The organism is candidate division KSB1 bacterium (assembly GCA_034506255.1).
Taxonomy (GTDB): domain Bacteria; phylum Zhuqueibacterota; class Zhuqueibacteria; order Zhuqueibacterales; family Zhuqueibacteraceae; genus Coneutiohabitans; species Coneutiohabitans thermophilus.
In genome coordinates, this window is the sequence record JAPDPX010000008.1 from 144,428 (window position 1) to 162,399 (window position 17,972).

Sequence of the window (17,972 nt, forward strand, 5' to 3'; positions counted from 1 at the left end):
AGCAGGGCGGGAAACGGTCAGGCCCAAAATAAATTTCCCTTCTCACGGCAGTGGCAAACCGGGTTGCCACTGCCACGCGAAGGGAGGGTAGAGAGATGAAAAGGTATAGATCCTTTTCAGCCTATTAGACTCCGAATCGGCGACGAAGTTCACATAAATTTTAAAAAATTTCAGTCGGCGGCTGTTTTGTTTGCCGAAAGCAAGTGCGAAAGCCCGGCGGACAGCTCCTCGCGGGTAATCGGCTTCTTCAAATCGATCTCAAAAAGCTGGTGGCTGCCAGTTCGGTTCGAGGTGAAGAGAATCTTGCTGCCATACCGTTGCAGAGCGGGGAAGGTATCCCTTGCGGGATGCGACGTCAGGCGTTCGGTTTGCCGCGAGTCCAGATGATGCAGATAGAGATCGAAGTTGTTTTGATTCTTCTCGAAATAAACCAGCCACTTGCCGTCTTCCGAGCACTGCGGGCTGCCCTTTGGCCCACCCTCAAAAAGCAGGCGGTGGCCGTTTGTTTCCCGCACACCCTGCTCGTAAATTTCGAAATCACCGTTGACATTGTTGATGTAGTAAATCACCTCGCCGGTGTGATTCACAAAGGGTGCAGACTTGTCGCCGAACCCGTGGGTGAAGCGCTTGATGGAGGAATCGGCGAAGTCATAAATGAACAGATCGCTTTGGCGGCCGCCGTACTCGAGATCGCGCTGGTCATCACGGTCTGAGACGAAAACCAGCCAGCCGCCCTTGGGAGAGTGCACCGGGTTCCAGTTGTCGTGTTGATTGGCGACCAGGCGTTTGACCCGGCTGCCGTCCGCGGCATGCATCTGATAAATGCCGCGCTGCTTCTCACCCGCGTTTTTTTTGTCCCCGGCCCCGCGCGTGCTGGCAAAGACGATCAGCCGGCCATCCGGTGAAAAATCGGGTGACAGGTCATCGCCCGGATCATAAGTAAGACGCACCGCGTTGCCGCCTGTCGCTGGCATGCGGTAGATTTCCCAATTGCCATCGCGATTGGATTGAAAGACAATTTCATTGCCGGCGAGGGAATAGCGGCCCTTGATGTTGTCACCCGGCCCGAAGGTGAGCTGGCGGGTCGAGTAGGGCATGCCCACAATCGCGGCAATCTGCGGCACGTAGGGCGCGGATTCCGGCGCGTTCAAAACATCCAGAAAACCGCTGAGCGCCACCGCTTGCCGGCCCTGGTGATAGAGGGCTGTCGCACGGCCAAACTTGGCCGGCAGCGAAGCCGGATGCTGCAGCAGCACGGAGTCGAATTGCGCCACCGCTTCTTCGAACTGTTTCTGTTGGAGAAGTTCTTCGCCCAGCGCCAGCCGTGCCGCCACATCCGTGGGATGCTTCAGCACACGTTTGCGCAATGACGCAACCTCCTCCGCCTTGCCGACCGGTTGCACCGGCGCGCTCACTTGCCGGGCGCCGCCACCGCAACCAACGACGAACATTAAAGCCAGTAACAGCCATGTGGATTTCATGCAGACCTGCCTCCTGCAGTGGGTTGAGACCAAAACTCCAAACCCCGTTCGGCCAAGCTCACAACACAGCCCTATGATATACCCAACGTCGTTTTTTTTGCGGACTGTTGCACCGCATCAAAGCTGTTGCAACTTTGGGAAATTCGTTTAACTTCTTCACATGTCTGAATTCACTGCAGCGCAACGCCACCTTCGCCGCGCCGATCCGGTGCTGGCGCAGATCATCGACCGTCTTGGTGACTGCACCCTGCAGCCGGAGCGGCGGTACTTTGCCACACTGGTGGAAGCCATTTTATCCCAACAACTTTCGGTCAAGGCGGCTGCCACGATACACGCCCGCCTCAAAAACCTGCTGCGCGGCCGGATCAACGCACAGGGCATTCTGCAGTTGACCGATGCACAAATTCGCGCGGCCGGCATCTCCCGCCAGAAGACGAGCTACTTGCGCGATCTTGCCGCCAAATGGCAGAACGGCCTGCTGCATGGCCGCCGGCTCGCACGCCTGAGCGATGAAGAAGTCATCGCCGCGCTCACCCGGGTGAAAGGCATCGGTCGCTGGACCGCGGAAATGTTTCTCATCTTTTCACTCGGCCGTTTGGACGTGCTGCCGGTCGATGATCTCGGCTTCCGCCAGGCGGTCCAGCAAGCCTATCGCCTGCGCAAACTGCCCGACGCCAGGCGCCTGCAACAGCTCGCCGGGAAATGGCGTCCCTATCGCAGTGTGGCAACCTGGTATCTCTGGCAGAGCCTTGATAACAAACCCCGCTAGGCGTTCACCTTCAATTTGATCAAATTCAATGAGCGCTGTTGGCAAGCTGATTCAACCCCTGCTCAATACCCTCCTGCTTATCCTGTTTGTCGGATTGCTCTCCGAACAGACACAGTTCGGCGGCAATCTCATGCTGTGGGGCTTTATTCTCGTGATGGCGGTGCGCTGGCTGGCGGAGAGCCTGCTGCCTCATGCGGAGGTTTTCAAGAACCGCCACCATCAAAGTGAGCACAGTCGCTGGCTGCTCTGGGCGGTGGGGTTGAGCTTTCTGACCAACCTGGTTTTGCCGATCGCTGACTATCGCTATCGCGGCGAATGGAGCTGGACTAGTCCGTTCGCGCGTGACCCGTGGTGGAGCTGGATCGGGCTGCTCATTCTGGCGGCGGGCGTAGCCGTGCGTATTCAGGCGCTGTGGCAATACGCCCCGCCCAAAACCGAGCCCGCCAAACGCAAACAGAAAAAAGCCAGTGAGCCGGCGCGTGTCGGACTCGAGCCGGCAGAGTCGAAACTGTTTCATCTCTTCGACCTCGGCGCGGCCATTGCCTATCTGGGTATCGCACTGCTGTTCAGCAGCCTGTGGGCCCTGCTGTTTTGGGCTGTGTTGATCCTGCCCACTGCGGTTTATCGCATTCACAAAGTGCGCGTGACAACTTCACCCCCGGCCGACAAAGTGATGGCATGATGCCAACCCTCCCGGAAAACCAAAAGGGAGCGCATTTGCGCTCCCTTTTTTTCTGCTGATCAGGGTGGCCCACCGTCGGTTCCACAACCCACCGTTGCATTCCCGGGCGCAGACAAACAGCTCCAACCCAGCAAAAGCCGGGTTAACCGGGCGCCGGAGCTCCAGGCACAGGTTTTACAGTTTTCCTGTAAATTTCAAAGCCGGTCAAAAATAATGGTGGTCGTGAGGCCGGCGCAATTTTCAGCCGGTCTGCAAAAGAATGCGTGTCAGGCGGAAAGATCATCCGGCGCCAGTGCCAGGCCTTCACGCGCGGGCAGGGAAGAAGAGGACCGCGCCTGCGCGAGAGCGAGCCTGATTTTGCGCAAGCCGTAGACAATGAGCAGCAGCACCCCCGGCAGCAACATCACCAGCACCAGCAGCCAGTCCGGCGTGCCCAACAGCGCGCCGATCCACAACAGCGCGGCAAAGCGAAACCCCCGGCCGAGCACGCCGGCCAGCGCGAAATGATATTTGTTGTATTTCACCGAAATGGCATAGAGCCGCAGCGGCTCCGAGGAGATGGGCAGAAATGCGGCCAGGGCAATGATGGGAAAAGGGTGCTTGCGGAAGCCTGTAAACAACCTGGCGATGAGCTTGACGTTCTTGACATCGAGCATCCTGCCGCGCTGCACGATGAAATCATAGATGAAGTATTCCAGCAGGAAGGCAAAGAACGTTGCGGCAGCCGCAATGGTCACGACCGCGACCCCGCTGGTCGCTTGGCCCGCCAGCAGGATCAACACATTGACCGGCACGGGAAAGAACGCGGTGGCCACACTCACCAGCACAAACAATATCGGCAGGCCATAGAAACGTTCGGTGAACACGCCGGCACGCGCCAGCACAATCAACAGTCCCCACGCGATGATGACCGGAGCAGCCCGCAGGATCTGGGAATTCAATCGCATTTGCATTCGTCCGCCTTGCCGTGAATGTCGGGAAAAGAACGGGCGAAGATACGAAAGCATTCCCTCATTTTCTAACAGGATTTTGTCAGGCGGCTCTGCCCTCGCCAGGTTGTCGGGCCGCAACAACATCCCCCCACCGCACTGAAACCCGGCGCAGAGGCAAATGCCAGACAAGCCCGCGGTTTTGGTGTGGAATACAGCCGCACAGCCGGGGAGGCGTTGCCCGCCGGCACTTTTCTCTTCCAGAGGCCGGCGGGCAATCTGCGCGGCGTTCGAATCAGCCGCGCGCCGGGCAGGGTGAAACACTGCAGCGCGCTGCTTGAACGGAGGCGTTTCGCAACACCTCTCTCGAACACGAAGCAATGAAATTAGCGCAGGAGGATGAGCTTTCTGCTCTGCGAAAAATCCTGCGCCCGCAGGCGATAGACATGGATCCCGCTCGGCACCTCATGCCCGTGCAGATCTTTCCCGTTCCACACTACTTCATATCTCCCTGGTGTGACTTCGCGGTCGAACAGCACCGCCACCAGCCGGCCGAGCAGATCGTAAATCTCCAGCTCGACGCGCTGCCTTGCCGCCTGCGACGGCACTTAAAACACGATGCGCGCTTCGGGATTGAAGGGATTGGGATAATTCTGCCGCAACAACTCGCATGAGCCGTCACCTAATGAACCCTCTCGGATTGAGTCGTCGCTTTGGGAAGGTGACCATGTAGAATGGGAGGAGGGACATCGCGGGCTTGACTGAGAAAAAGCGGGGCCGGTCGCACCACGCGTTGCAATCACCAGCATACTGATTCCAACGCGCCGGTCGGAATGGCACCTCCATGGGGTGGTGTTCCCGCCATTCCGGATGTGTTGCGCCCGCATGGGCAACCCTCCCTTTCGCGAGTCAGGGGCAGCATCACGATCCAGCCCTGCGCTTTTCACTGGTCTTTGGCCAGTGCGGGTCAATGAAGGTTACGCCATTTGTCATGTCAATTACCATGCCGGCCGGCTTGCTCCGTCGCAACTTTTTGTTAATCTGTCTCTTGTCTGCAGGTGATGTCGGCGCAGGCAAAATTTTTTGTGCACAGCTTGCACAAAACTCTCCAGAAAAGCGCACGGCCTGCACGATGAAAAAGTGGCTCGATACTCAATGCACGGATGAGCCGATGACTTTTGTTGAAAAAATCCCGAGCCCCGCACTTTGCAATCCCTCTCTCCAGCGCAAAAGAAACCTCCCACGAAATACGCGAAAATCACAGCGCAACATCACGTGGCAGGAGATTTGACTTTTGTTAGAAGATAGATGGGTGCCAGGGGAGGTGCTCTCATATAACTCGTGCTATGTCAGACGGTACCTGCGCGAGCCGATTGGAACAAGTATGGGAGAGGCCGCAGGGAGCAGCAACACGGAACAGGCAGCGGTGCCAGCCCTGCGTGAATAGCGGAGCGGGTGGGCATACCGGGAAAAGCTCGAGGATCGACGGTTGGCAAGATTCTGCTTGACAAAGGCGAAGGAGATTGCTATTCTATTAAACCGCTTTAATAAATTTTTTTGAACGTTTTTGACATCATGGTTTAACTGCATGTAAATCAGAGACAATTTTTGATTGCTGAGCAAAAAATCATAAAAACGATTTAAGCATGGGACTCGGTGCCACCATCAAGGATGTTGCCCGCAAGGCCAAAGTCTCGGAAGCCACGGTTTCCCTGGTGTTGAACAACAAGGCCAACGTCCGCGAGGAAACCCGCCAGCGCGTGCTCAAGGCCATACGGCAACTCAACTATCACCCCCGCCACATGGCGCGCGGCCTGGCCTCCCGCAAGAGCGGCAACTTCGGTTTCATCCTCACCGACGATCACTTCTCCCGTGCCGAACCCTTCTACACCAAAATCTTTCTCGGCACCGAATTCGAAGCGCGCAAATACAACTACTACATCCTGCTCACCACCGTGCCGCGCACGTTTCATCCCGACACCGATCTGCCGCGCTTTCTGCGCGAGCGCAACGTCGATGGCGTGCTGCTCGCCGGCCATATCCCCCATGCCCTGTGCGAATACCTGCGCGATCTCAAAATGCCGCATGTGTTCATCGATTTCTCGCCGCGCCACAAACAGGGCAATGTGGTCATGATGGACAATCTCCTGGGCGCCACCCTGGCGGTGCGCCACTTGATTGCTTTGGGCCACCGCCGCATCGCATTCATCGGCGGAGACATCAGCCATCCCAGTATCGCCGCCCGCCTGGAAGGCTATAAACAAGCCCTCAGCGCAGCCGGGCTTGCCGTTACAGAAGAGCTGATTGAAAGCGTGGAAAGCCATACCGCCGCGGCGGACGGCTATCACGCCACCGCCGCGCTGGCGCAGCGCAAGACGCCCTTCACCGCCATCTTTGCCGCCAATGATGCCATGGCTATCGGCGCCATGCAATTCCTGCGCGAGCAGGGGCGCATCATCCCGGCGGAGGTCTCGGTTGTCGGGTTTGATGACATCGAAGCTGGCATGCACACGCAGCCCCAACTCACCACCATTCGCGTGGACAAGGAAGAGCTCGGTGCCGTGGCGCTGCGCCGGCTGGTGGAAATGATCGAGACGAAAAAAGAATTACCAGGCAAAGTTTTCACCCCCGTCGAATTGGTCGTGCGGCAATCCACTGCTCCGCCACCGCCGGCGGCTGCAGGCGGATCATCCAATTGAAACAATCTGATCAGAAGCACCACGGCGGGGCGGTGCTCGCTGCAGAGGTCGGCCTTCCCCCGCTGAATGCTGTGACCTCCGGGTTGTCCCGTCGCAGTTTCACGCAAGCAGATGACGGCACGACGCGCATGAAAAGAAGCGCGGCCGCGCACCCGGCGTTGTGCCGCAAAATTGCCACTCCGGCGCCGGCATTTTCGTGGCTCCGCCGGGTATGCTGCCAGATGCCGGCCTCGGCAGTGACCAAGCACCACAAAGAATTGCGGTCGATCAAAAAACAATGCCGGCCAGGGCATCGGCAGTGCAAAAGCTGGGGGAAATGCCCGTGGCGCGGCCGTCAATTGCTCGCTTGCTGTTCCGGCGCGTGCAGTGCGCGTGGAATTTGGATGCGGTACATGAGGAGGTTTTTGGGTTCGCCGTGACGCTTGCAGTCACCACGGCGGCAAGCACAGGCTGAAAAGTGCTCACATCACTTCAGCATCCCACAGTCCAACCCCAAGCCAAGGGAGGTGTTCCATGCAATCTCGCTTGACCGTCTTGCTGGCGCTGCCCCTCATCTTCTGTTTGATGGGGACAGGCAGCGTGCACAGCCAGATCAACACGATTGTCAACGGCGGTTTTGAGAACGCCGAAGCGCCGGCCTACTGGCACAAAGCCAATGCCGGCGGGGCAACGCTGGAATGGGCGAGTGACGTCTATCGCTCTCCGCAGCGTTCATTGAAGATCAGCAAGAGCAGCGGTTCCGATGCGCCGATGTGGGAATCCGACAACCTCGCCAGGTTGAATTGGAATCCGGTGGGTGGCATTCCCGCCAACATCGAAATGGAAGTCGGCGGCTGGGTGAAAACCTCGGGGGTGAATGTCAATCCCGCCAGCGACGACGCCCGGATCACGCTGTCCTTTTGGTTTTTCGATGCCAGCGATGCCCTGATCTTCGGCCAGCCCGTCGTGATCGCCGTGCCGCAAGGCCAGGCCACCAGCGATTGGAGCGAAATCAAGAACAGCACCGCGGTGGTACTGCCGGTGGATGCCGCCCGCCTGGTGGTGCAGTTCAAATTTGGCGCCAGTGCCACCGGCACGGTCTGGCTCGACGACATTTTTCTGCGGAACGCACCCGGCGCGCAGGGCTGGCTGGGCGATCTCTACAACGGCAACTTTGGCGTTCCCGCCAACTGGTTCTTCTGGAAAGGCCAGATGAGTGAGGGGGTGGCTGGCAAGGGCGTGGTCACCATCACCAGCGAAGCGTCACACTCCGGCACTTACTCCCTGCTGGTGGAGGATGATGGCAGCAATCCGGATGAGGTCGTGGCGATTTCCGATCGCAATCCCATCGAGCCGGGCCGCGCCTACGGCATCTCCGCCTGGGTCAAGCTCGCCGGGGTCAATACCAATGAGCCCTTTGACGTCGAGAAGGCGGTGTTCTTCACATTGACCTATCACACCGACGCCGCCGGCTGGGCGGAAATCTCCGGACAGGATTTCTTCGTTGTCGATCAATCCGCCCGCGAGCGCGACTGGACGCTTTACTCCTTCACCTTCACACCGCCGGCCAACGCCACGCGTCTCTCGGTGCGCGCCCGTCTGCAACATCAGGCCACCGGCAAAACCTACTGGGATGATTTTCGCATGTACCCGGTGGAAGTGGCCAGAAAGAATTTGACCCTGGATGAATCGAGCCGACCAGCCTACTGGGAGGGCTTCCACAACGGCGGCCAGGCGGTGTGGACTGGCAAAGTCTATCGTTCCGCCGAACGCAGCCTGATGCTCAGCAAGAACGCCGGCAGCAGCGCCGATCCAATCTGGCTGGCGCGGCAGATGGCAAAATTGAACTGGAATCCCTCCGGCGGTGTGCCAGCCAACATCGAGATGGAAATCGGCGGCTGGGTGAAAACGGAGAATGTCAACACCAACCCCGCCAACGACGCGGCGAAGATTCAACTCCGCTTCAAGTTTTTCGATGCTTCGCACAATTTGATTTTCGGCCAGCCGGTGGTGCTGGACGTGCCGCAGACGCAAGCCTCCACCGAGTGGACCGAAATCAAGAACGGCTCCGCCGTGGTGCTGCCGGTCGCTGCCGATTCGATGGTGATCGAATTTCAGATGGGGCCGAATGCCAGCGGCACCGTCTATCTCGATGACGTCTTCATGCGCAATGCGCCGGGCGCGCAGGGCTGGCTGGGCGATCTTTACAATGGCAATTTTGGTGTGCCCGAAGGCTGGTTCTTCTGGAAGGGACAGATGAGCGAGGGCGTGGCTGGCAAGGGCATCGTCACCATCACCGCGCAATACTCCTACAGCGGGCGCTATTCGTTGCGCGTCAGCGATGATGCCGGCAATCCCGACGAAGTCGTGGCCATTTCCGACCGCAACCCGGTGCAGCCCAACACCGAGTATCTGGTCACCGCACGCGTCAAGCGCGTCGGCACGGTTCTCAATCCGCCGCCACGTGACGTGGAGAAGGCGATTTTCTTCACCGTCACCTATCACGGCAACAGCCCCACCGGCTGGGATGAAAAACGCGGCGAGGATTTCTTCGTCATTGATCAAACCACCGTCGATCGGGACTGGACACAGTACTCCTTCCGGTTGAAAACCCGCGCGGATGAACATCGCCTCTCGATCCGCGCCCGCTTGCAGCATCAAGCCACGGGTGACACCTATTGGGATGAATTTCACGTTGTGCCCATCGCCACGCCGAATGCCAATTTGAGCTTCGACGAGGCGGAGGTGCCGGCTTACTGGATGAAGCTGAACACCGATGCCGCCACCGTTGAATGGGCCACCGATCAGGTCCGTTCGCCGCAGCGGTCGTTGAAGATCAGCAAGGTCGGGGGCGGGGGCGAGCCGGCCTGGCAGACGCGCGCCAACATGGCCAAGCTCAACTGGAACCCGGTGACCGGCACGCCGGCCAACGTCGAAATGGAAATCGGCGGCTGGGTGAAAACCGAGAATGTCAACGTCAACCCCGGCGGTGCCAGCGGCGAGATTCAATTGCTTTATTCCTTCTATGACAAGAATGGCGCACTGATCTTTGGTCAGCCCGTCGTGCTCAACGTGCCGCAGGCACAGCCCAGCACGGATTGGACGGAAATCAAGAACCCCTCGCCGGTGGTCCTGCCGGTTGACGCCGATTCCCTGGTGGTCACGTTCAAATTTGGCGCCGATGCCACCGGCACGGTTTGGCTCGACGATCTTTTCCTGCGTAATGCGCCCGGTGCACAGGGCTGGCTGGGTGATTTGTTCAACGCCAATTTCGGCACGCCGGAAGGCTGGTTTTTTTGGAAGGGGCAGATGAGTGAAGGTGTGGCCGGCAAAGGGGTGGTGAGCCTCAGCCGGGACTATGCACACTCCGGCGATTATTCCCTCCTGGTTTCCGATGATGCCGGCAACCCCGACGAAGTGGTGCTGATTGGCAATCGCAACAGCGTGCAGGGCAATCGCGTTTATCAAGTCTCGGCCTGGGTGAAGACCGTGGGCGTCAACACCAACGTACCGTTTGATGTCGAGCAGGCGATTTTTTTCACCGTGACCTATCACAAGGCCGGAGCCGGTTGGGCGGAAGTGCGCGGTGAGGATTACTTTGTCATCGATCAAACGGTCACGGACAAGGACTGGTCGCTGTACAGCTTCACGCTGACCACGCCGGCGGAGGCCAATCGCATGTCGATTCGCGGCCGCATGCAACACCGGGCCACTGGCCGGGTTTACTTCGACGATTTCGCGGTGGTGGAGGGTCAGGTGACGCGCGTGCAGGGCGGCCGGGAACTGCCTGCGGCCTACGCGCTGGCGCAGAATTATCCCAACCCGTTCAACCCCGAGACGCGCATCAGCTATGCCCTGCCGCGGGATGTCCATGTCACCCTTGCCATTTTCAATGCGCTCGGCCAGAAAGTGCGCACGCTGGTGCAGGCCAACCAGCCGGCCGGCCGGCATGAGATCGTGTGGGATGGCCGCAACGATGACGGCCAGTCGGTGGCCAGCGGCATCTATTTTTACCAACTGCGCACCGCGGATGCCAAACTCACGCGGCGCATGCTGCTGATGCGGTAGTGCGGCGTACCGGAAGGGATGGTGGAATCGGGGTGCTTGGCGGGCGGTTGGCGGGTATGCCGCCGCCGCCCGTCAATCCTGTCGGGAGACGGTTGCAGAATTTGGGCATCACCGGACGCCATTTTTACAAGCTTGCGAGGCGATCATGCCATCTTTCAACCGCCTGATTGTCTTCTGCGTGTTGCTGGCAGCCCTGGCGGGCTTTGCCGGCACCACCGGAAAGATTGCCGGCAAAGTGACGGACCGGAAAAGTGGTGAGCCGCTGCCGGGTGTCACCATCGTGGTGGCGGGTACGCGCCTGGGCACTGTCACCGACCACGAGGGAAAATTCATCATCCTGCAGGTGCCGCCGGGCATCCATACCGTCCGCGCCTCGCTGATTGGCTATCAGGAAATGGTCTATGAAAGCGTCCGGGTTTCGATCGATCTCACCACGCCGCTTGACTTTCAGCTCGGCGAGACCGTGCTCGAGCTGGGGCAGACGGTCACGGTGGTGGCGCAACGGCCGCTGATTCAAAAAGACCTGACGTCCACCTCGAACACAGTGGGGGCGGAGACCATCGCGCAGTTGCCGGTGGACAATCTTTCCGAAGTGGTGAATTTGCAGGCAGGGGTGGTGGAGGGCCATTTTCGCGGCGGCCGCAGTGGCGAGGTGGCTTATCTCATCAACGGCATTGCGGTCAATGATGTCTACTCCGGTTCGTTTGCCCTGCAGGTGGAAAACAACGCCATTCAGGAATTGGAAGTCATCAGCGGCACTTTCAATGCCGAGTATGGCCAGGCCATGAGCGGGGTCGTCAATGTGGTGACCAAGGAGGGCGGGGAGCAGTTTCACGGCAGTCTCTCCAGTTTCCTCGGCGACTATGTCAGCACGCATGACGACATCTTTTGGAATATCGGCGCGTTCAATCCGATCTACAATTTTGAAGCGAGCTTTTCCGGGCCGCTGCCGCGATTGGGCAACAAACTCACGTTCTTTGCCGCGGCGCGCGCGTATCACAACGAGGGCGCGCTTTACGGCCGCCGTGTCTTTTGGCCCTCGGACTCCTCGAATTTTCCCGGCAATGCCGTGCGCGATTGGTACATCGAAGCACGCGGCCGCGGCTATCGTTTTCTCTCCGACGCCGACTTTCAGCGCCTGGCCGACAGCTTGAAAGCGAGCGCGGATTTTGTGGCGATGAACCCCAACCGGCGCCTCACCGGGCAATTGAAACTGGTCTATCAGCCGGCCGCCAGTGTGAAAATCGACTATGAAGGCCTGCTGCAACAGCGCGACTTTCGTGAATATGACCACAGCTTTCGCTTCAACCCGGACGGCAATTCCCGGCGCAAACAACGGGCATGGAGCAGCGCCCTGGCCGTGACCAGGGTCTTCAATAGCCGCACTTTTTTGCAAATCAAAGGCGCGGCGTTCAACACCGATTACCGGCAGTTCGTCCACGAGAACCCCCTCGATCCCGCCCATGTCAATCCCGAGTTGTTGAACGCCGCCAGCGGCAATGCCTTTCGCACCGGCGGCGAACAAATGTGGCATTTCTATCGCAACACCCGCACCCACATCGGCAAACTGGATTTCACCTGGCAGGCAACCTCCCGCCATCTCCTCAAGATGGGGCTGGAAACCCGGCGGCACCGCCTGTGGTTGCGCGCGTTTGAAATCCGTCTGAATCGCGACACCGGTTTCAAGCCGCACGTGCCGCAGCAGACGAACAACGTCAGCAACAACGACATGTATCTGCGCCGGCCATATGAAATCTCGGCCTATGTGCAGGACAAGATGGAATTCGACGATCTCATCGTCAATGCCGGTTTGCGTTTCGACTATTTCAATGCCAACGGCAGGGTGCCGGACGATTTCGGCGCCCCCAACCTCGCGGGTCTGTTGCAAACCGGCGGCACCGGCCAGCTCAGCCCGCGCTTGGGTTTGGCCTATCCCATCACCGATCGCGGCGTGATTCACATTTCCTACGGCCATTTTTTCCAGATCCCCAATTTCGCGTATCTCTACTCCACGCCCGAGTTTGAAATCTATCCGACGCAATACTATGGCAGCACGCCGCCGCCGGAGCGCACGCCCAACGTGATCGGCAATGCCGCGCTCAAACCCCAGCACACGGCAATTTACGAAATCGGCCTGCAACAGCAGCTCGGCGAAGCCTTTGCGCTCGATCTTACCGCCTACGCCAAGGACATTCGCAATCTGCTCGGCACCGAGATTCTGTACACCGTGACCGGCATCCGCTATGCACGCTACATCAATCGTGATTACGGCAGCGTGCGCGGCTTCACCGTGTCATTCGAAAAGCGCCGTTTCAACGGCCTGGCTGCCACCGTCGACTACACCTTTCAGATCGCCAGAGGCAATGCCAGTGATCCGAATTCCGCCTATCTCGACGTGCAGGCCAATCGTGAGCCCAACAAGGAGCTGGTGCCGTTGGAATGGGATCGCACCCACAGCCTGAACGTCACGCTCACCGCCGGCGATCCCGCGCGCCATTCGCTGGGTGTCATCGGCAAATTTGGCAGCGGCCTGCCCTACACGCCAACGGCGCAGAACGTGCGCACCGGCGTGGAAAACAGTGAGCGCCGGCCGAACTTCATCAATTTTGATCTCTATGTCTCTAAAAACGTGCGCCGGGCGGGCCTGCAGAGCACTGTTTTCGTGCGCGTCTACAATCTGTTCGACCGCAAGAACGAACTGCAAGTTTTCTCCGACACCGGCCGCGCCAACTATTCGCTGTCAGCGCTGACCGGCGGCACGATCCTCGGGCTGAATACTGCGCAGGAATATTTCACCCGCCCGGATTTCTATTCGGAACCGCGGCAGGTGATAGCGGGAGTGACGGTCGAGTTTTAAAAATTCGCATGGCGCGGAACAAAACATTGACAGAAAAATGAAGGCCGAAAACATGGGATTGGTATCACTGAGGGAACCTTCATCTTGTTGAGCAACGAGAAGCCGTAAAAAATTTTCTGTCTTGTTTCTTTCTGTCACAAAAAATCAAATCGTGAAAATTTATGAGATTGCTCAACAGAATCTTCAGGGCATTTTGTTGTATGGTCATGCTGGCGTCTGCCGCCTTTGCCCAGCGCCAGCCTGATCCCAACGTCGGGCAGTTGAAAAACACCCGCAAGGGCATCATGGACGGCAATCTTGTCCGCACGATTTTTTGGAATCACGGCGAGGTGGCGGACTGGCCGAATCAACCCTCCGGCGAATGGCCGAAAGGTTCGGGCCATTCCTACGTCGATGGCGTGGCGCTGGTGGTAGCGGCGCCCATTGTCGATGCGCAGGGCCGGCGGCGCCATTCGGTGGTCACGCGTTATCGCGAAGATATGGACGTTTCGCCGGAACAAATTCCCTGGGGCTTTGCACCGTTGCCGGGTTATTTCAATGACAATCCCAAAACCAATCCCTCCAATGCACCGGCGATCAGCAACGATCCGCGCACCTGGCCGGTTCGCTGGCCGGACAAGCCGCTGGACTGGGCCGGGCTGTGGAATGGTTTCTTTGGCAAAGGCGTGACCAACGCGGATCTGGAATCCTACATGGTTTTCGATGACGATCCCGACGAGGAATTTCTTTTCTACCCCGACCCGGCCGATTCCAGCCGGCGCGGCCTGGGTCTGGAGGTGGCGTCGCGCATGTTTCAATGGAACCAGGTGCTGGCGCAGGATGTCATCTTCGCGATTTACTTCATCACCAACGAAGGCATGACGGATTACGACAGCACCTATTTCGCGTTTCACATCGACTGGGGGATTGGCGGCACCGATGATTCCGCCGATGACGGCGGCAACTACGACGAGGATCTCGATATCGCGTGGGCGTTTGACGGCAACGGCTTCGGCAGCCCCGGCAACTGGTCGCCGGTCGGCGTCGGCGGCTTCGCCTTTCTGGAAAGCCCGGGAATTTTCCGGGACGCGCGCGACAATGATCATGATGGTTTGATCAACGAGCGCCGTGACAGCGGGCCCGGCGTTTTTTTGACGCAATATCCCTACGGAGTCGACGACGTCGCGGCGTTCAAAAAATTTTATCCGGAGCACGAGCTGCGGCCGCACTGGTCCGGCGACGAAAATATCGATTGGGACCCCTTCGAAGATATGAATCAAAACGGGGTGTGGGATCAGGGCGAACCGCTGCGCGACGATGTTGGCAGTGATGGCCTCGGGCCCTTCGACGCCAACTATCCCGGCCCGGACCACGGCGAGGCGGACGGCATCCCAACCGCCGGCGAGCCGGACTTCGATTTCACCGACAAGGACGAGAGCGATCAAATTGGCCTCACCGGCTTCAACGTTTTCGTGCTGCACGAGTACAAGATGGAAAACGACGAAGCGTATTGGAACGGCCTGCGGGCGGCATTGCCGCCGCGCGACAAACTGGTGCAGAACACCAATCTCGGCATGTTCTTCGCCTCCGGCCCGTTTGAATTGAAAGCCGGCGACACGCAATTCTATTCCATGGCGCTGATGTTTGCCGAGGACATCAACGACCTGGCGCGCACCAAAAAAACCGTCCAGCAAATTTACAACGCCGACTATCGTTTTGCCAAACCGCCGGACAAACCACAACTCACCGCCATTGCCGGCGATCGCAAAGTCGTGCTTTACTGGGACGACAAAGCCGAGCGCTCCCATGACCCCTTCCTGCAAGATTTCGATTTCGAGGGCTACAACATTTATCGGGCCACTGATCCGGAATTTCTCGAGGTGCAGACCATCACCGACAGCTACGGCAAAAAACGCTTCCGCGAGCCGATTGCCAAGTTCGATTTGAAAAACGGCATCCGCGGCCTGCATCCCATCGACGTCGAAGGCATCAAATTCAATCTCGGCGATGACACCGGCTTGCAGCATTTTTACATTGACCGTAATGTCAAGAACGGCCAAACTTACTATTACGCGGTGGTGCCGTATGATCGCGGTTTGGTGGACACCACCGCCACCGGCGAAATTTCCGGCATCACGCCCTCGGAAGCCGCCAGCGTCATTAAAGTCAGTGTTGCCGGAGTGGTGCAAAGCACGGACATCAACACCGCGATCGTCACACCGCAGGCCCCCGCCGCCGGTTATGTCGATCCGCAAATCGACGGCGAGATTATTCACAACGGGCCGGGTACCGGCACCATCGAAGTGCAAATGCTGGATCCCGGCCGCATCAAAAACGGCAACCGTTATCGTTTCGTGTTCAGCGATACTTCGGCATTCGCCATTGATAAAGCGCCGAGATATTCGCTGGTCAACGTGACGACCGGCGATACACTCGTCAAGCAGGCCCCCATTCTCGACGGCCGCGCCACCACGCCGGTGGCTGAGGGGTTTGTCAGTTTTCTGTTCAATGACACACAGGTGCAACTCTTGGAGGCGGAAACGGGCTGGCTGGTCGGCTCGAGCAACTACGGCGTGCGCGTTGGCTCCAATCGCAGCTTGATCGGCCGCTTCGTCACTTATCCGGCGGATTTCGAGCTGCGCTTCTTCGACAGCATCGTCGATACGTCCGAATCGTTGCTCTTTGGCCAGCGCCGCATTCCCACCAATTTCAAAATTTGGAATCTCACCGAAGACCGGCAAATGGATTTTATTTTTGGCGACCGGGACAATGACGGCCAGTTCACGCCGGGAGATTCCGTGACCATTGTCACCGGCTCGGCGCTGGGCCAACGCCCGCAAGGCTCCCGTTTTCGGGCGGCATGGACGATTTTCTTCGATAATCCCGGTGCATCTCCAAAACCGCCCCAAGCCGGTGACGTTTATCGCCTCGTCGTCAGCAAGCCGTTCCGCACCGGGGAATCCTTCGAGTTCAAGATTCGCGGTGCGCGCGTTGATCCGCAACGCGCAAAGAATGCGCTGGCCGACATAGCCGTCGTGCCGAATCCCTATGTGGGCGCGGCTTCGTGGGAGCCGCGCAATCCATTTCAATTCGGCCGCGGCGAACGCCGGATTTATTTCATCAATCTGCCGGCCAGATGCACGATCCGGATCTACACCATGCGTGGCTATCTGGTGGATACCATCGAGCACGAGGCACCGGCCGAAAATGGCGCCGAGGCATGGGATTTGATTTCAAAGGATGGGATGAACATTGCGTACGGGGTCTACATTTATCACGTCGACGCGCCGGGGATTGGAACGCAGATTGGAAAGTTTGCGGTGATCAAATAAGCTCTGAGGTCGAAAGTCCGAGTTCCGTTGGCCAGATGGAATAATGAATACTCGCCCTCGCTTTGGAAATCGTTCAAAACGGGTAAGAGCAACTTAAACGGACATTCCCAAAATCATCATTGACCAAAACGAGCAAAGCAATGAAGCAATTCATTGTTTCATCATCCGTATTGGCATTGCTGATGAGTTTCTCTTCAGCCTTCGCCCAAGGCGAAACCGATGTCTCCAAAGTCGGCATCACCGCGGCGCCATTTCTGACCATCGGCGTGGGGGCGCGCGCTGTTGGCATGGGTGGCGCCTTTGTTGCCACCGCGAGTGATGCCAGTGCGTTGTACTGGAATCCCGCCGGATTGGCACGGCTCGAGCACACGGAACTGCTGCTCGTGCATACGCGCTGGCTTGCCGATACCGATTTCGATTTCGCCGGCGTGGTGTTGCCGCTCGGCGAATTCGGCACGCTCGGCGGCAGCCTTACGGCGCTGACCATGGGGGACATGGCGGTGCGCACCATCGAGCGGCCGGAAGGGACGGGCGAGCGGTTTTCCGCCGCCGATCTGGCACTTGCTCTCAGCTACAGCCGGCGCCTCACCGACCGCTTCACCATCGGCTTCACTGCAAAATACATCAATCAGCGCATCTGGCACGAGAGCGCCTCCGGGTTCGCGCTGGATTTGGGCACGCTTTTCGTCACCGGCTTTCGCGGCTTGCGCCTGGGCGCCACCCTGTCCAATTTTGGCAGCGACATGCGCATGAACGGCAAGGATTTGCTGGTCTTTCATGATCTGGATCCCGCCATCAGCGGCAACAATGAGCGCATTCCCTCCCACATTGAAACACAAAGCTGGGCGTTGCCATTGACTTTTCAATTCGGCGTGGCGATGGAACTCCTGAGGAACGAGCAACATCGTCTGACCCTAGCCGGCGATGCGCTGCACCCGAGCGACAACACCGAGAGCGTCAACCTTGGCGGCGAATATGCCTGGCAGGAAAAGTTCTTTCTGCGCGGCGGCTACCGCGACCTCTTCCTGCGCGACGGCGAACAAACCTTCACAATCGGCGGCGGCGCGGCGGTGCGCTTTCTCGGCAATGTGCGCTGGAAATTCGATTACGCCTACGCCGACTTCGGTCGATTGGAGAACGAACAACGCTTTTCCGTGGCCGTGGAGTTTTGAATGAAAAAAGGGTGCCCCCCTGCAC

At 58.5% G+C, this 17,972-nt stretch carries 11 protein-coding genes; 8 read left to right on the top strand and 3 right to left on the bottom strand.

Translation table 11 applies throughout. The features are described 5' to 3' along the window. Positions 1 to 170: 170 nt before the first annotated feature. Positions 171 to 1,481 carry a hypothetical protein gene (locus ONB52_17135; GenBank protein ID MDZ7417860.1) on the bottom strand — a complete coding sequence of 437 codons (1,311 nt, stop codon included), beginning with the start codon at positions 1,479 to 1,481 and terminating at the stop codon, positions 171 to 173. A 160-nt stretch (positions 1,482 to 1,641) separates the two neighbouring features. Between ONB52_17135 and ONB52_17140 the strand changes: the two genes are divergently transcribed. Beyond that, positions 1,642 to 2,250, top strand: coding sequence for a DNA-3-methyladenine glycosylase (locus ONB52_17140; GenBank protein MDZ7417861.1), 609 nt, complete (start codon positions 1,642 to 1,644; stop codon positions 2,248 to 2,250). 28 nt (positions 2,251 to 2,278) lie between these two features. Beyond that, a complete protein-coding gene (locus ONB52_17145; protein MDZ7417862.1) occupies positions 2,279 to 2,932 on the top strand; it encodes a hypothetical protein in 654 nt (217 codons plus the stop codon). A 266-nt stretch (positions 2,933 to 3,198) separates the two neighbouring features. Here the strand turns inward: ONB52_17145 and ONB52_17150 are convergent, their stop codons facing one another. Together ONB52_17150 and ONB52_17155 are read right to left on the bottom strand one after the other, a co-directional pair. Further along, positions 3,199 to 3,879 (bottom strand): hypothetical protein, encoded by a 681-nt coding sequence (locus ONB52_17150; protein ID MDZ7417863.1) that lies wholly within the window; start codon positions 3,877 to 3,879, stop codon positions 3,199 to 3,201. A 368-nt stretch (positions 3,880 to 4,247) separates the two neighbouring features. Then, complete coding sequence (locus ONB52_17155; GenBank protein ID MDZ7417864.1) at positions 4,248 to 4,469, bottom strand: hypothetical protein; 222 nt, start codon at positions 4,467 to 4,469, stop codon at positions 4,248 to 4,250. A 383-nt stretch (positions 4,470 to 4,852) separates the two neighbouring features. Between ONB52_17155 and ONB52_17160 the strand changes: the two genes are divergently transcribed. The 6 genes from ONB52_17160 (at position 4,853) to ONB52_17185 (ending at position 17,947) form a co-directional block, all read left to right on the top strand. Beyond that, positions 4,853 to 5,152 carry a hypothetical protein gene (locus ONB52_17160; GenBank protein ID MDZ7417865.1) on the top strand — a complete coding sequence of 100 codons (300 nt, stop codon included), beginning with the start codon at positions 4,853 to 4,855 and terminating at the stop codon, positions 5,150 to 5,152. Positions 5,153 to 5,507: 355 nt separating this feature from the next. Then, positions 5,508 to 6,560, top strand: a complete 1,053-nt coding sequence (locus tag ONB52_17165; protein MDZ7417866.1) for a LacI family transcriptional regulator — start codon at positions 5,508 to 5,510, stop codon at positions 6,558 to 6,560. Positions 6,561 to 7,073: 513 nt separating this feature from the next. Next, positions 7,074 to 10,607: a carbohydrate binding domain-containing protein gene (locus tag ONB52_17170; GenBank protein MDZ7417867.1), complete on the top strand. Its 3,534-nt coding sequence runs from the start codon at positions 7,074 to 7,076 to the stop codon at positions 10,605 to 10,607. 145 nt (positions 10,608 to 10,752) lie between these two features. Continuing rightward, complete coding sequence (locus ONB52_17175; GenBank protein MDZ7417868.1) at positions 10,753 to 13,464, top strand: TonB-dependent receptor; 2,712 nt, start codon at positions 10,753 to 10,755, stop codon at positions 13,462 to 13,464. A gap of 161 nt (positions 13,465 to 13,625) precedes the next feature. Continuing rightward, positions 13,626 to 16,775 carry a hypothetical protein gene (locus ONB52_17180; GenBank protein MDZ7417869.1) on the top strand — a complete coding sequence of 1,050 codons (3,150 nt, stop codon included), beginning with the start codon at positions 13,626 to 13,628 and terminating at the stop codon, positions 16,773 to 16,775. A gap of 140 nt (positions 16,776 to 16,915) precedes the next feature. Further along, positions 16,916 to 17,947 (top strand): PorV/PorQ family protein, encoded by a 1,032-nt coding sequence (locus ONB52_17185; GenBank protein ID MDZ7417870.1) that lies wholly within the window; start codon positions 16,916 to 16,918, stop codon positions 17,945 to 17,947. Positions 17,948 to 17,972 lie beyond the last annotated feature (25 nt).

What these genes read in the sequence shown, in the direction of transcription:
- ONB52_17135 (MDZ7417860.1), bottom strand. Translation starts at nt 1,481, where the DNA reads ATGAAATCCACATGGCTGTTACTGGCTTTAATGTTCGTCGTTGGTTGC.
- ONB52_17140 (MDZ7417861.1), top strand. Translation starts at nt 1,642, where the DNA reads ATGTCTGAATTCACTGCAGCGCAACGCCACCTTCGCCGCGCCGATCCG.
- ONB52_17145 (MDZ7417862.1), top strand. Translation starts at nt 2,279, where the DNA reads ATGAGCGCTGTTGGCAAGCTGATTCAACCCCTGCTCAATACCCTCCTG.
- ONB52_17150 (MDZ7417863.1), bottom strand. Translation starts at nt 3,879, where the DNA reads ATGCGATTGAATTCCCAGATCCTGCGGGCTGCTCCGGTCATCATCGCG.
- ONB52_17160 (MDZ7417865.1), top strand. Translation starts at nt 4,853, where the DNA reads ATGTCAATTACCATGCCGGCCGGCTTGCTCCGTCGCAACTTTTTGTTA.
- ONB52_17165 (MDZ7417866.1), top strand. Translation starts at nt 5,508, where the DNA reads ATGGGACTCGGTGCCACCATCAAGGATGTTGCCCGCAAGGCCAAAGTC.
- ONB52_17170 (MDZ7417867.1), top strand. Translation starts at nt 7,074, where the DNA reads ATGCAATCTCGCTTGACCGTCTTGCTGGCGCTGCCCCTCATCTTCTGT.
- ONB52_17175 (MDZ7417868.1), top strand. Translation starts at nt 10,753, where the DNA reads ATGCCATCTTTCAACCGCCTGATTGTCTTCTGCGTGTTGCTGGCAGCC.
- ONB52_17180 (MDZ7417869.1), top strand. Translation starts at nt 13,626, where the DNA reads ATGAGATTGCTCAACAGAATCTTCAGGGCATTTTGTTGTATGGTCATG.
- ONB52_17185 (MDZ7417870.1), top strand. Translation starts at nt 16,916, where the DNA reads ATGAAGCAATTCATTGTTTCATCATCCGTATTGGCATTGCTGATGAGT.